The 12865-nt window shown below is 34.5% G+C and carries 21 protein-coding genes; 3 read left to right on the forward strand and 18 right to left on the reverse strand.

What is annotated here, in order from left to right; all coding sequences use genetic code 11:
- Window positions 1–213: 213 nt before the first annotated feature.
- The 9 genes from CWO92_RS09790 to CWO92_RS09820 all read right to left on the reverse strand — a co-directional run bounded on the left by CWO92_RS09790 (window position 214) and on the right by CWO92_RS09820 (window position 3497).
- Window positions 214–675, reverse strand: a complete 462-nt coding sequence (locus CWO92_RS09790) for a YopX family protein (protein WP_101354031.1) — start codon at window positions 673–675, stop codon at window positions 214–216.
- Window positions 676–778: 103 nt separating this feature from the next.
- The gene (locus CWO92_RS25360; protein WP_207767793.1) at window positions 779–943 is read right to left on the reverse strand and encodes a hypothetical protein; all 165 of its coding nucleotides are present in this window, start codon (window positions 941–943) and stop codon (window positions 779–781) included.
- Between the two features lie 25 nt (window positions 944–968).
- Complete coding sequence (locus tag CWO92_RS09795; RefSeq protein WP_101354032.1) at window positions 969–1637, reverse strand: ERF family protein; 669 nt, start codon at window positions 1635–1637, stop codon at window positions 969–971.
- Window positions 1634–2113, reverse strand: coding sequence for a siphovirus Gp157 family protein (locus tag CWO92_RS09800; protein ID WP_101354033.1), 480 nt, complete (start codon window positions 2111–2113; stop codon window positions 1634–1636). Before CWO92_RS09800 ends, CWO92_RS09795 begins: the two co-directional genes overlap by 4 nt.
- Window positions 2114–2183: 70 nt before the next feature.
- The gene (locus CWO92_RS25365; RefSeq protein ID WP_165786654.1) at window positions 2184–2321 is read right to left on the reverse strand and encodes a hypothetical protein; all 138 of its coding nucleotides are present in this window, start codon (window positions 2319–2321) and stop codon (window positions 2184–2186) included.
- Window positions 2322–2358: 37 nt separating this feature from the next.
- The gene (locus CWO92_RS09805) at window positions 2359–2655 is read right to left on the reverse strand and encodes a hypothetical protein (protein ID WP_101354034.1); all 297 of its coding nucleotides are present in this window, start codon (window positions 2653–2655) and stop codon (window positions 2359–2361) included.
- A 30-nt stretch (window positions 2656–2685) separates the two neighbouring features.
- A complete protein-coding gene (locus CWO92_RS09810; RefSeq protein WP_101354035.1) occupies window positions 2686–3051 on the reverse strand; it encodes a YqaI family protein in 366 nt (121 codons plus the stop codon).
- A gap of 1 nt (window position 3052) precedes the next feature.
- Window positions 3053–3247 carry a helix-turn-helix domain-containing protein gene (locus tag CWO92_RS09815; RefSeq protein ID WP_101354036.1) on the reverse strand — a complete coding sequence of 65 codons (195 nt, stop codon included), beginning with the start codon at window positions 3245–3247 and terminating at the stop codon, window positions 3053–3055.
- 52 nt (window positions 3248–3299) lie between these two features.
- Window positions 3300–3497 carry a helix-turn-helix transcriptional regulator gene (locus CWO92_RS09820; RefSeq protein WP_235851592.1) on the reverse strand — a complete coding sequence of 66 codons (198 nt, stop codon included), beginning with the start codon at window positions 3495–3497 and terminating at the stop codon, window positions 3300–3302.
- A 185-nt stretch (window positions 3498–3682) separates the two neighbouring features.
- On the opposite strand from CWO92_RS09820, the gene CWO92_RS09825 reads away from it, so the two are divergent.
- The 3 genes from CWO92_RS09825 (at window position 3683) to CWO92_RS09830 (ending at window position 5384) form a co-directional block, all read left to right on the forward strand.
- Window positions 3683–4009 carry a helix-turn-helix domain-containing protein gene (locus CWO92_RS09825; protein ID WP_101354037.1) on the forward strand — a complete coding sequence of 109 codons (327 nt, stop codon included), beginning with the start codon at window positions 3683–3685 and terminating at the stop codon, window positions 4007–4009.
- A gap of 150 nt (window positions 4010–4159) precedes the next feature.
- Window positions 4160–4291: a hypothetical protein gene (locus CWO92_RS26295; RefSeq protein ID WP_268877588.1), complete on the forward strand. Its 132-nt coding sequence runs from the start codon at window positions 4160–4162 to the stop codon at window positions 4289–4291.
- The gene (locus CWO92_RS09830) at window positions 4260–5384 is read left to right on the forward strand and encodes a site-specific integrase (RefSeq protein WP_165786655.1); all 1125 of its coding nucleotides are present in this window, start codon (window positions 4260–4262) and stop codon (window positions 5382–5384) included. The genes CWO92_RS26295 and CWO92_RS09830 overlap by 32 nt, the downstream gene beginning before the upstream one ends.
- 63 nt (window positions 5385–5447) lie before the next feature.
- Here the strand turns inward: CWO92_RS09830 and CWO92_RS09835 are convergent, their stop codons facing one another.
- From CWO92_RS09835 to CWO92_RS26525, 9 genes are all read right to left on the reverse strand, one after another.
- On the reverse strand, window positions 5448–6095 hold the full coding sequence (locus tag CWO92_RS09835; protein WP_101354039.1) for an ATPase, T2SS/T4P/T4SS family: 648 nt from the start codon (window positions 6093–6095) through the stop codon (window positions 5448–5450).
- A gap of 198 nt (window positions 6096–6293) precedes the next feature.
- The gene (locus tag CWO92_RS09840; protein ID WP_233270117.1) at window positions 6294–7232 is read right to left on the reverse strand and encodes an LCP family protein; all 939 of its coding nucleotides are present in this window, start codon (window positions 7230–7232) and stop codon (window positions 6294–6296) included.
- A 414-nt stretch (window positions 7233–7646) separates the two neighbouring features.
- A complete protein-coding gene (locus CWO92_RS26515; RefSeq protein ID WP_101354041.1) occupies window positions 7647–7985 on the reverse strand; it encodes a DUF2785 domain-containing protein in 339 nt (112 codons plus the stop codon).
- The gene (locus tag CWO92_RS26520; protein ID WP_101354042.1) at window positions 7945–8196 is read right to left on the reverse strand and encodes a DUF2785 domain-containing protein; all 252 of its coding nucleotides are present in this window, start codon (window positions 8194–8196) and stop codon (window positions 7945–7947) included. Before CWO92_RS26520 ends, CWO92_RS26515 begins: the two co-directional genes overlap by 41 nt.
- A gap of 261 nt (window positions 8197–8457) precedes the next feature.
- On the reverse strand, window positions 8458–9744 hold the full coding sequence (locus CWO92_RS09855) for a S41 family peptidase (protein WP_101354043.1): 1287 nt from the start codon (window positions 9742–9744) through the stop codon (window positions 8458–8460).
- A 70-nt stretch (window positions 9745–9814) separates the two neighbouring features.
- The gene (locus CWO92_RS09860; RefSeq protein WP_101354044.1) at window positions 9815–11425 is read right to left on the reverse strand and encodes a S8 family serine peptidase; all 1611 of its coding nucleotides are present in this window, start codon (window positions 11423–11425) and stop codon (window positions 9815–9817) included.
- Window positions 11426–11701: 276 nt separating this feature from the next.
- Window positions 11702–12115, reverse strand: a complete 414-nt coding sequence (locus tag CWO92_RS09865) for an NUDIX hydrolase (RefSeq protein WP_101354045.1) — start codon at window positions 12113–12115, stop codon at window positions 11702–11704.
- 29 nt (window positions 12116–12144) lie between these two features.
- The gene (locus CWO92_RS09870) at window positions 12145–12549 is read right to left on the reverse strand and encodes an alpha/beta fold hydrolase (protein WP_101354046.1); all 405 of its coding nucleotides are present in this window, start codon (window positions 12547–12549) and stop codon (window positions 12145–12147) included.
- A gap of 120 nt (window positions 12550–12669) precedes the next feature.
- A complete protein-coding gene (locus tag CWO92_RS26525; RefSeq protein WP_367593488.1) occupies window positions 12670–12861 on the reverse strand; it encodes an alpha/beta fold hydrolase in 192 nt (63 codons plus the stop codon).
- Window positions 12862–12865 lie beyond the last annotated feature (4 nt).

The following is a 12865-nucleotide window of genomic DNA, read 5'->3' on the forward strand; positions in this document are numbered from 1 at the left end:
TTGTTCATTAACTGTAATATCCATCATTTTCACTCCTTCGCATTCTTGGTCTTATCTACATCACAAAGCCTTCTTCAATGCTTCATATGCCTTCTCCATGGTTTCTAACTCTTGGATGCGGGTTTGTTGGTGTTCGACGGTTTGGATTAACCATACCACTTCCTCAACTTCTAAATTATCCAAAACATGTGCATATTGAAGATTATCTTTGGCTCAATTTAATTGATCTTTGATATGTTGCAATTTATCATGTTGTACCTCCAGGAGAGAAGGGTTTTCGTAAATATTGCCGATAACTTCCCATGTTACTTTTGGTACATTCCAAGAATCAAAATGATTGTAAACCTTATCATTCTGATATACGCATACAAAACTTCCTTCTCGATATTCAACGACACATTTCCATTTTCTGTCATTAATAGAGTTGTTGAATAGCAATATATCCCCTTCATAAATCTCACGACCATTTTTGTCTTTTAGGCCTGTGTATTGTCCTATTGATTTAGGATTAACAAGATAATCACCACTATTGGTGTATAACCACCAATTAGAATCACGTCCCACTGCTTTTGCGTGATGTTCCGCAAACTTTAATTCCGAAACACCGAAACCTTCAAGCCACTGACCATTCACCATTTCTTCTACTGCATAACCGCGAAACTTAATTTCTCTCATGTTTCCTCTCCTCCTTCACAAACACACCTATCGTAATACCAAGCACCGAAAACAAAGCAGCAACACAATATAAAGCGCCTAATCCGAACATGGGTTGTCCTCCTTAGTTTTTTATATATTCTATATAGTTTTTTAAAGTATCAATTCTTCCTTGCACGTAACTAACCATCCCATTCAAGTTGATGCTTTGGTACTTATCTAAATCGCGTTGAGCCATTTTAATATCGCTTTCCATCATTTTTATTAAATCTTTTTGCCATTCCTCCATCATTGAACCTCCTTAGAGGGAGCGATTAAGCTCCCTTTTTACTTAATTCCTTTTTAGCTGATGCAATCCATCCGTTTAGCTTAGTGATAGAAAGTTTTGCTTCTCTTTCGTTCAAACTTTCCAAATCAGATATATTTAGAACTGCGTATACCTCTGCATCTGTTTTATTTCGTAGTTGCGCAAATTCAAGAACTCTTGCTTTCAATGTTCCTAAATCATGCGCTGAAATTGGGTCTGGTTTACGATATGATTCTGATTTCTCTTGGAAAGAGTCTGGATCATCTTTATCCGTTGCGATGTTGAATTGTTTCAGAAGGAAATATTTCTCTGCATACGTAAGAGCTTTCCCTACTCCTTTTTCTCCTGCTATATCAACACCTTGACCATAGAAAGGTAAGGTTAATGTTTCCTCTGGATTATCTGCGTTAATCCAGGTAAACTCTAAATCTAACTCTGTGAAGTAAGTAGTAGTCTTTTTCAGTTTGTCGTACTTATCTCTGTTTTCTACTGTCTCTGATTGCACGTTATGACCAATCACCTTAACTGTTAATAAAAGTCCTAATTCGTCCATTTTGGCACGCACAGCCGCTAATACTTGTGAACTACCTACGTATTGGTATTGAGCGCCTTGTGCTTCTTTTTGAAGATAAGGAACAGACTTACGAACCTCTACTAATTTTTGATAGATATTCATTTAATCCTCACACTCCTAGATTGAGATAAAGTACAACCTTCGATATATTCACCGTTTTTTAATGCAGTAAGAATCGCTTTTTTGTCGATTTTGTCTGGAACAGGTACTAAGTAAGTAGATGGGATTATGCTTTCATCTTCAATTTGTACACATGGAGGGTTGTTAACAACCGATACTGTGAAAGTCGGACGCTTCACTTTATCTATCCCAGCAACCTCCATTTCGTTCTGAAGGTATGATTTAATGGATTCAATTTTGTTTTCCATAGCTTTTCTTCTGTCGGCAAGTCGTTTTTCCTCAACCTTTATTGCTTCTATATCTCCTTGAAGTGAGCGAATTAGTTTGGCGGTATTTTCGATTTTTACATCCATTTCTTCTTGAATAGATTCCAACGTATCCAAAAACGTTTCTTGATCCAACTCTTCTGCCATTTCAAGTAATTGATTGTAGCTTTGAGATAATTCATACAACTTCACTTATTGGTCAACCTCCTGTATAATGTCCGTATAGTATTTTATTAAGGGCCACTTTGTAGGGAAGTGGTCCTTATTCATGTTCTAACTGCTCTTTCAAAAGCAAAAGCTCTTTCAATACTGTTCGTATCTCTCCGCTAGGATGATGATGGTTTACATGTTCTACATAGCCGATTAATTCAGTTAGAGTGAATTTTGCTTGTTCGGTCATGGTAAAACCTCCTTCATTTAATCTTCAAACTATGACATTATGGTTTGATTATTCCATATGGTGTATATACATCCTCTCTCCAATCCCAGCAATTATCTTCTGTATCAAATTCATCACCATTTTCATCATAGTCAATTGCTTTTTTATCTGTTTCGTATCCGTAGAAATGTTTTTCAACTTTTGCAAGAATTACCGTTTCATCAGTTGTAAACTCGCCTTCACCTTGAACATAATCCTTTTGATACTCCTTGCACTTTTCGTAATCACTTAACGCTTCCTCATATTTGTCATAAATACCAAGCAAGCCTTCTTCATTGTCATAAACAATCCACATTTTTATTCCTCCTTATGTCTCTTTATGGTTCTACTCCGCAATCGTAAATTGAAACCCATATTCTAATTTGAGATACGCTTCGAAATCATCTTCCCATTCCATGTTGATGATGTTTTCTTTCTTGGAGTCGTAAGCGAGTCTATCGCCTTTTTCGATTTCATTTCCGTAAAAATCTTTGCTGCCAGTTGCAGTTGCAGTATAGAATCGAAATTCATGTTCGCCTTGCAAGTAAGATTGAAGATGATCTTTTAGAATGACTTCTCCTTCGTCCAACACGATTAAGTCACCGCTTAATATCTCATCATGGAATGTGTCGAATCCATTAAACTCAGGTTGCGCAGCTAAGTTTGGATCGCCAGTAAGCATGATGTTCTCAATAATCGGATGTTCTCTCATATCATGAAACCTCCTTATTGGATTGTTTATCTAACCAGGTGAAGAAATCATCCCTATTTACTCGTTTGGATCTACGAATTCTAATTAATGGGAAATCCTTTTGGTCCATAATTTCATAAGCAACACGTTTGCTACATTTTAGTATTTGAGATATTTCATCAGCAGTTAATAATACTGGGAAGTCTTTTTGTTCCATTTTCGTCACTCCTTTTTTCCTATGAGGGTTGAGTTATAATTCAAGTTGTATTTTAAAAAAATAGATCGTCTAACTTGCAATCCAGTTCTTTAGCGATTCTGACCGCTAATTTCAAACTCGGGGTGCCTGCTCCTCTCTCTATTTTTCTAAGATGACTCAAAGAAATGTTAACTCTTTCGGCAAATTCCTTAGGACTCAAACCTTTTTTGATTCGATAATCTCTAATATTATTGACCAATAGGGTAAACATCCCTTCTTAAACTTTCCTTATAACTCAACCCTTGTCATTATTATAAACTCAACTTGAATTATTAGTCAATAACTTTATTTAAAATAATTTAAATTAATTTTAGTGCGATTAGTAAACTGTTGATGTATTAGTCAATTTTGTAGATAATATAGGTTGAGTTATCGTTAATCCAAAGGGGTGAAATTATGAGAGGACACGGTAAAAAAATAAAGTATTATCGGCAAAAACAACAGATGAGTCAAGAAGAACTAGGGAAAAGGTTAAATGTTTCCAATACTTATATATCGAAAATAGAAAATGAAAAGACACCAATAAGTTTGGAAACTCTAGGTAAAATAGCTGAGATATTGGATGTAAATCCAAAAGATTTAATCGACAATACGAAAATAGAGGTCAATGGTGATTCTGGAACAAGATGGATTATATTAGGTAAGAAAATGGAGGAAAGAGGAATTACTCCAGAGCAGATAGAAGAATGGGCAAGAATTGCTAAATTTTACGACGATAAATAAGGTCGAATTTTGTCGTAAAATGATAATGTTTAGATTTGCGAAAAAATAATCCGCACTCGTGTTAATGGTGGTATAATAAGATATACAGACATACAAACATATGTTCCTATATTTTGTTCTTATATCATCTATTAATAAGGGGTGTCTATTTTGCTAAAGAAAATCATCTATGTCCCAGAACTTCCAAACGGCGTATATATCGAAACAGAAAAGTACTTTCTTGTAGGAATTAGCGAAGGAGATGCTAAAGATGAGAGGCTATGTCCGCAAGAGGGGAAATAAGTGGAGTTATACCGTTGATATTGGTAAGGATCCTATAACAGGGAAAAGAAAACAAAAAACTAAAAGTGGATTCGATACAGAAAAAGAAGCAGAAACCGCTTTAAATGAAATTATTTATGAATTAAACAAAGGAATATGGATTGCTCCGCAAGATATAAAATTGAAGGACTTTGCAGAGGACTGGATTAAGATGCATCGTCACAAATTGAGAGCAACAACCGCAGAGCAATACCATTTAAAAATCAAAAATTGGATTGTACCATTGCTAGGAAACTATAAGATTCAAGACTTAAAACCTATACATGCACAAAAGTTTTCTGCTCAACTACTAGAAAAAATGCAAGAAAATACCGCTCATAAAATATATTCAATCACTAAGATGATTATGAATCACGCGGTGGATTTAGAAATTATTAATAAGAACCCTTTCAAAAATATTAATTTAATTAAACAAAAAAAGGGTAAGGTAAGCACTTGGACATTTGATGACTTGGAACACTTTTTAAAAGTGACGAAACGATATAGCAACTTTTATTATCGTTTGTTTGCTACTGCTGCATATACCGGACTTCGCAAAGGGGAATTATTAGCTTTAACAAAAGATGATATTGATTTCGAAAAGAAGTTCATCAAAGTTTGTAAAAGTATGTATTCAACAAAAGAAGAAGGAGTTCAAATCGGTGAATTAAAAACTTCTTCTTCTTTCAGAAAAGTAGCTATTGATGATGTAGTCGCTTCTATTTTAAAGGAACAAATTGCAAAAAACAATGAGATGAAGCTAAAACTAGGTAAAGAATATAACGACTCAAAATTAATCTTCTGTCATCCGGACGGTATGTATTATCATCCGACTAGTTTAGGAAGAATTATGAACAAATATATCGAACTATCTGGAGTTAAACAAATAAGATTTCACGACTTGCGACATACACATGCTACTTTGTTACTTGAACTTGGAGTAAACCCAAAAGTAGTTGCAGATCGTTTAGGTCATGCTTCCGTAAAAATAACATTAGATACGTACTCTCATGTATCTTTAGACTTGCAATCTGATGTAGCTGAAACCTTCTCAAAACGTATCAAAAAAGCTTGATGTGGTCAAAATGTGGTCAAGCCTAAATGAGTAAAGTTAAAAACACTGATATAATCACATCATTTAGGCTTTAACCATAATCATATCTGGGTCATGGCGTAATACTGCTCTTAATCCATTACTATACGTAATCCCAGCTTTTTCATTTACCTGTACTTGTAAAAAATGTTCATTTTTAATCTCAACAGGATCTTCCAATGTAATAACATTTCGCATAGCATGGTTTGCACTTTTTTCCACTAATGTATACATAGTGGTCGATTTGCCACTGCCGGTTGGACCAGTAAATAGTAGAAGGCCATGGGAATGCATTAATAGGGACAATAACTTTTTGGCACTGCTCGGAAAAAGTGACATTTGATTAATGGATAATGTCTGTTGATTTGAAAGGATTCGGATGACTAGGCTTTCTTTGGAGTTTGCCGTTGGGAGAGTAGATATTCTTAAGGAAGTATATTGATGTACAAAACTTAGTTGAAAGGAACCACTTTGTGGTTTTCTTTTTTCACCGATGTCTAAAGAGGCCATAAATTTGAAATGGGAAACAAGTCTTTCCCCAATCTTGGCCGGTAAGGGCCGATGCGGAATCAATCTGCCATAAAGCCGAAACTGTGTTAGATAATCATCTTGCCTCGGGATAATATGAATATCTGTTGCATTCAGCTTTATCGCCTGCTCCAATAACAAATCTGCAATTTTTTCTATGGACATATAAAATAAAACACCACCTTTTCATTTGGTTAAGACTTATTTCGACAAAAAGTTAGAGATTCCTGCAAGAATTTTAAAATAATTTATTTTATTATGAATCATCCTATCCGTATATTTTTTTACTTAGCAGAATTTGTAGAATGACCAAAAGCAGAGATTCAGTTCAAAACTCTCTGCTTTTTATCACAATTACACCGTTTAACTATTCGATGATAAAAATTCATCTAAAGCATGTTTATTTTGAGCTAAATCAATATTTAAAACAGCCCCTACATTGTCATATGTTTCGTTTGTATAGGATCCATTAACGGGAATTCGCAATGTTTGTACTTTGCTGGACTTGTTTGTTAGTAAGTCCTTTCCTAATGTAAATAAAGTTGGTGTATCTAAATCCGTATCCAAATATGGATTAATTACTCCAAGTATTTTAGGTAGTTTTAACAGACTTGTCATACTCATTGCTTGATCTTTCAGTTTCTCGATAACCTCTTGCTGTCTTTGAACTCGACCGAAATCGCTTAAGTTATCGTGTCTAAACCGTACATAACCTAATAATTTATCTCCATGCAGCACTTGTTTCCCTGGCTGCAATGTCATTCCAATTCCATAGGACATTTTCGATGGTACATCCACTTCAATTCCTTTTGGAGCAATAACATCGACTACTTTTTCAAATCCCTTGAAATCAACAACCGCATAGTAATTGATATCAATTCCAAAATTCTCTTTAATCGTTTTCCTTAACAGTTCTGTTCCGCCAATAGCATATGCTGCATTAATTTTTTGTCTTCCATACCCTGGAATATCTACAAAACTATCTCTCATGATGGAAATTAATTTTGGCTCATGAGTATTTTGATCATAATGGGCAATCATGATGGAATCCGTTCTTGCATGTTTTTCTCCGCGGGAATCACTCCCTAATAAGAGGACGTTTATTTTCCCAAACTTTACTTCTTCCCCTTGAAATGATTTTGCATTTTTATTATCATCACTAAAATTACCGGCCTTCGCTATTCGGGTGCCTTGGTAGTATTCCATAATCGCATAAATCCCTACACCAATAAATGCGAAAACCAATAAGACAGATATAACTCTTCCCCATCTTACCCGTCTTCTTCTTTTTCTTTTCTGCATTTTTCTCTCCCTTTTTAAATTCATTTGATCTTTTTTTCAATGTTATTGTCCAATAATAAAAAAACTCTTTTAATAATATGACATAAATTTATTTCATAGAGATTACAAAGCTCTAAAAATAATATGAACTTGTTTTATTATAGGTCGTTATACCCAGCCTAACTTGAAAAACAAAAAGCATTCCCAGTTTAAGGAATGCCCGATATCAAAAGATATATGATATTGCCGGTAAGCAAAAAGCATAGACAGAAAATCTAGTATATTTTCTATTTAATTTAGGGCGTTTTTGCTTATGTATTTCCATAACTTTAAACTCTTACTATTATTAACGAATAGTTCAAGTAAAAGTTTCAAAATATAAAAACGAGTTCCGGCTTTGTGTGTCCATTTTAAGCCAGAACTTGATTTCTTGGCTTAATTTACATAAATTACATCATGCCAATTCTTGATTATTTGGTAAATGAGCTTTCTGGAGGTGTTTCCTTTTTCCTTAAATTCCAAACGAAAATATAAGGTTTTTAGAAAGTTCATTATATTGGTCCTACTTCTATAAAAACCCAAGGAATACCTATCCTTCTTAAATATTTTTTCAAGAGTATGACTGATTGATGTGATCCAGCCTTCTAACATTTCATTACTTATATCTTTATCTAACAATGCTTCAACTGCAAATATAAGTCTTTCATCTTCATCATCTATATAGCTTCCATTCTTAAATAGACAAGAATGAATGGCCTTTAATGCAGTGGGGATATTCCGTGGCTATACTGTGTGCCCACCCTTTTTCTTCGACATATCCGGGCACATCCTTTTCTTGATGTAAATAAAGAAAGCTGCTTTGAATACTTTTTTCTAAAAGCTCTCTTGATAGAAATTCTTCTTTAATATCATGATTTAATATTAACTGAGCAGTAAGTGCTGAATATGATCTTGTGAATACCGCATCAGCGTTTTCTTCCCCAATTTAAAAAATAAATAATCCGACCCTATACAGGTTTCCAGTATTTTTTCCATTAGCTTAAACCCAATTAAACTATTTTTACTAGTCTGCAAAAAGATAAATAAATTAAGTCATCCCTTAATTCAGGCTCTGTATCTCCTATATGTTGCAACATGTTCTCGATTAGTGCATCCAGGTCTAATTGGATAATTTGTTCGTCCTTCATGTCTTTTATGTGAGTAACTGTTTTTTTAGATTCATTTCATGCCCTCAATACAATTTTGTTTATATTTTCCTCGACGCTGTCTCTTTTATCATATTAAGTGCCATTTTCATATCTATATCTTCAAAAATATGTTCCGGTGTCCATGGAATATGCACATGTGGGGTAATGCCAACTCCAGTCATTCCTTTCCCTTCGTCAATTCTAGAAAGCCTCGATGTCGGGTACCATAGTTCAAATAGACCATTCCAACTCTTAATTGCTAAATTCGCGTAATCATTTACCCCTAATGTTGGTCTGCCGATTACTTTTACCTTAGAGGACTTTTTGCATGTTTCTACAAATGAATCACCAGAACTAGCACAAGTCACATCCGCTAAAACAATCACTCTTTCCGGATTTTTTCTCCCTCCAATTATCTCAAAGGTCTTTAACTCAGAAAAATCAAATTCTACAAATCCTCTACCCTTATTTTTCTCCCATTCTCGAATAAAGACATTAATCACCTTATGTGTACCTTCGTCTTCTACCTCTTTAAGGGAATTTTTCATATCTTCTACTATCAAGTTATAATTATTTTCAGTGCAATTAATTAACATACTTTCTTCATCTGGATTTATATTAGTTAATTGCTCAGGAAATATATAGGGTAACAATGGATAGTAAGAAGAATCGCTGCCTCCATTATTTATTCTTACGTCAATTATTAAATTCTTGAAATTATTTAATTTCTCTTTATTGTCCTTTATCAGTTCATTGACAGCATCAGGATTCCCAAAATCTGTTAAAGTCATTAACAAAATTTCATCCTCTAAATTTTGTAACGAATACTGTGGAATATATTTTGCTCTTTCATACTTTTTTAAATCTAACATGAACCTTTTTCCGTTTAAATTTTCTATCTCACAGTAAGAATATTCACGGATAATCGTATCCCAGTTCTCTCTTTCCTGATTATTTTCTAATAATCTTCTTTTATGAAGCTCCAATAATTCCGGTATTCTTTTGTTTTCAAGGGAAATAATTGAATTTCCTTTTTCCACTCTGCTTTCCTTTCCAACAGAAGAAATATATAATCGATCCTCAAATCTTTTCACCTTAAATCCAACATCATACTGTTTTTGATTTTCATTCGTTACTAATTTAAAAAACATATGATGATCCTTGAAATCTAATAGATAATCCTGTACGATTTCTGCAAACTTAATTGGTGTTAATTCATTTTTCTCTTCCATTACTTGAATTGCCTTTGTATACACATCCGGACTATCCCAGCCTTTTTTATCTTCCCAACCAGAATAGTCATGGTGGCATATGGAAACAATTTCTTGAAATATCTCTTTATACATGATTTTCTCCCTTTATAATAGTAATAATTTCCTATAATTACTAAATTCATTATTACTATAAAAATTCCTGCTAAACATGATAAATATTCTCTAAATATTCCCTCCATTTTCGTGCTATATATAAACGTGATAGCATTCTCTTTTCTGAATAAGGATCCTCCCCTTCTCTCCAAGGTGTATCTAGTCCTACTTTAAATCCAGTAATTTCTTCTAACGCCTTACAACGATTTCCGAATGTAGCAATTCTCATTTTTCTTGCGTCTTCTTCCATTCCTTCTACTAATGATGTAATTAGTTTTTCATCTTTAAATCTCATTGCTAATCTCGTTGCATTAAAACGAATATCTTCGTTATGATCGTTAATCAAATTAGCTATAGTATTAGTAAAGCATTTCCACATAGATTCATACTTATTAAGAATATAAAGTCCAGCCATTCGGACAAAAATGTTTGAGTCCTGTAGAAACTCTTCTAGTTCTGCTTTCTTTATTACATGTAAATTGCAAGAAAGGACTAAAATAGCAGCTACACGGACTTTCTTAGAACCGTGATATAAATATTTTCTAATGAAGTCGGTTGCTTGTTCTGAAACACCTTCCGGGAAAAAGGACATTAGTATTTCAACTATATTTTGTTTTACTTCCAGTTCTGCTAATCTCTTCTTTTCAGAAAGAGATTTATAGTGTAGCCAATAGGTATAAACACTTTCTTCCTTCCAAATAAATTTGGCTTCTTCAAAAGAATACTTGGAAATAACCCCCGCTTTTAACTCTTTGCAGTTCGGATGTCTAAATCCACCACTTATAATCGCCATTTTCATTTGACTTGCACTCCACTCTGGATTTGCTTGCCATAAGCATGCGGCAAATCCTAAAACGATTGGACTGGCAAAAGAAGTCCCCCACTCCCGAGCATATGGGATGGGAAGATTATCTTCATTTGCTGTAAAATGTTTCCGTTTATCCTCCTCATTTTTATAAGGAAAAGGCAACATAACATTCCCAGCTGGTGCCAACACGTCAGGGTTCCATTTCCCGTCAAATGTAAGACCCCTGCTTCCGTGAAAAGGGAGAATGTTGTCTTTATCATTCTTATCAGGAATATAAATGCCGCCTACATTTAAAATAGAAGGAGAAACGGTTGAACCGCTTGTAATCTCTTGATGATTTCCAGAGGAGGATATTATCAGCAAACCATCACTAAACAGTTCTTCACATAATACACGAACGGGATCGACTTGCCATGGCAATAAGCCTGTATCCACTTGACAAACTATTGTTAAGACTGCACCTCGTATGTTGTAATTCTTCCAATTTTGTTTTAGCCAAAGTAGCGCATTACAAGTGCTTTCTTGAATTTCTTCACTGATTTGCAAAAGATAAAGATTTGCTTCTGGTGCTGCGCCACTATAAACCCCATTAGATAAACTCCCTGACCCACTTGCTGCTGCAGCTGTACATAATCCATGGTTTGCTAGTTTCCATTCACCTTTCATAGGATTAACTATTTGGGGTTTAGTACAAGGCCCATTAGATGTCTTGACTAAAAAGGTATTCCTTCCTTCGTTTGTTGCAATATCGGGATGTGGTGGAAACTTCCCATCGATGATTGCAATATTCACATCTTTTCCTGTTAGATGCTCTGGAATTTCGAGAAACCTTCTGATAGATGGCCACTTCATTGTTACTCCTCCAATATAAATTAAATGTAAAAAACAATTATGTGTACTAGAATTTGTTATTTGTGATAATCCAATGTATCGTTCTAGACGGACACTGGTTCCGTCATCAATGATAAAACACAAGAAACTCCCCTTTTTAGAGACAATAACGAAATCTTAGTGTTCAAAAGCTTGAAAATAACCATTTTGTCACATATAAAGGAACTGGTGTGCGTCTTCATTAGTGTTCACTCCATATAAAAGACCAAATCATCAGCGATTTGGTCAAATTGATTTCTATGCTTTTTTCAAAATATGTTTCTTTAGTAGTTCATCGATTACTTCCCTAGGTCTAATATCTTTGGACAAGCAGTCCTTAAGAGACAGCCAAACAGGTTCATATGTACCCCTATTTCGTTTTTGATTCGTGAATTCTTCCCCTATCCCTGTTCCAAATTTACCATCATTCATTTCTGCCAAGTAGAAATATTGTGTTCCATTGAACTCCACTATTCCAATTAGATCCTTGATTTCAATCTTTACACCTAATTCTTCATAAGCTTCTCTTATCGTAGCTTCCTCTGGCGTTTCTCCTTCCTCCATTCCCCCGCCGGGAAACACATAATAAATAATTCCTTCTCTATTTCGTTTGATTAGCGCGATATTTTGATTTTCCCAATCGATAAGAACCGCTGATCCCCTGTTTCTAATTTGGAATGCCTCCTATGCTTCTTATTAAGCTATGTTATTTTATTTTTTTGTAAAAACATTTCAAGAAAATTTGTATAAATTCCGGGTTGATTATCATGAACGAGATGGGAGGCGAATGGAATGACTGCAATATGAATATCAGAAACACGCTTTTTATATTGTACAGCACCAAACACTTCATGTTGTTTTTCTTCCCCTACAATGTATAAAACGGGAATGGTTACATTTTGTACATTGCTTGTTTCATGAAACGGATACCAATCTTGTTGTTTCACTAGTGAAAGAAACTTCGTCCAGTCATTACTTTCATGCAAACCATCAAAATAGGCCTTTGCGTTTTCATCGGAAAGAATCCTATCCTGCCGTTCTATATCGATACGTTGTAATTCTTCCCAATCATCTGGTTTTGTCGGTATTACTCTTGATTTCGCCAAAGTAATAACTCGTTTTGGATATCTTTTTGCAAAACATTAATCCCACTAATGCTCCTAATGAGCAACCGACTATATGGCATTTTAGAATCTTTAAGGAATCAAGTGTTTCAAATAAATCTTCTACCGAATCATGAAAGAAGTTCTCAACATTACACTAGTGGATTTTCCATGTCCCCGTAAATCCGGCAAAAGAATTCGGTAATGCTGTTGAAAATAATTTGCCTGATATTGAAAATCCGTTTCCCCTGTTTGTAAACCTGTATGAAGAAAGAGAATCGCCTCTCCTTCTCCGAATACCGTTGTATGTAAAATTAAC

Origin of the sequence: Heyndrickxia camelliae (assembly GCF_002844575.1) — a bacterium.
Taxonomy (GTDB): Bacteria; Bacillota; Bacilli; order Bacillales; family Bacillaceae_C; genus Margalitia; species Margalitia camelliae.

Bases quoted from the DNA above. Each gene is read 5' to 3' on its own strand.
- CWO92_RS09820 (WP_235851592.1), bottom strand. From the start codon at position 3,497: ATGTTTACCCTATTGGTCAATAATATTAGAGATTATCGAATCAAAAAA.
- CWO92_RS09835 (WP_101354039.1), bottom strand. From the start codon at position 6,095: ATGTCCATAGAAAAAATTGCAGATTTGTTATTGGAGCAGGCGATAAAG.
- CWO92_RS25360 (WP_207767793.1), bottom strand. From the start codon at position 943: ATGGAGGAATGGCAAAAAGATTTAATAAAAATGATGGAAAGCGATATT.
- CWO92_RS09805 (WP_101354034.1), bottom strand. From the start codon at position 2,655: ATGTGGATTGTTTATGACAATGAAGAAGGCTTGCTTGGTATTTATGAC.
- CWO92_RS09840 (WP_233270117.1), bottom strand. From the start codon at position 7,232: ATGCAGAAAAGAAAAAGAAGAAGACGGGTAAGATGGGGAAGAGTTATA.
- CWO92_RS09795 (WP_101354032.1), bottom strand. From the start codon at position 1,637: ATGAATATCTATCAAAAATTAGTAGAGGTTCGTAAGTCTGTTCCTTAT.
- CWO92_RS09790 (WP_101354031.1), bottom strand. From the start codon at position 675: ATGAGAGAAATTAAGTTTCGCGGTTATGCAGTAGAAGAAATGGTGAAT.
- CWO92_RS09815 (WP_101354036.1), bottom strand. From the start codon at position 3,247: ATGGAACAAAAAGACTTCCCAGTATTATTAACTGCTGATGAAATATCT.
- CWO92_RS09860 (WP_101354044.1), bottom strand. From the start codon at position 11,425: ATGAAGTGGCCATCTATCAGAAGGTTTCTCGAAATTCCAGAGCATCTA.
- CWO92_RS09810 (WP_101354035.1), bottom strand. From the start codon at position 3,051: ATGAGAGAACATCCGATTATTGAGAACATCATGCTTACTGGCGATCCA.
- CWO92_RS09830 (WP_165786655.1), top strand. From the start codon at position 4,260: ATGAGAGGCTATGTCCGCAAGAGGGGAAATAAGTGGAGTTATACCGTT.
- CWO92_RS25365 (WP_165786654.1), bottom strand. From the start codon at position 2,321: ATGACCGAACAAGCAAAATTCACTCTAACTGAATTAATCGGCTATGTA.
- CWO92_RS09825 (WP_101354037.1), top strand. From the start codon at position 3,683: ATGAGAGGACACGGTAAAAAAATAAAGTATTATCGGCAAAAACAACAG.
- CWO92_RS09855 (WP_101354043.1), bottom strand. From the start codon at position 9,744: ATGTATAAAGAGATATTTCAAGAAATTGTTTCCATATGCCACCATGAC.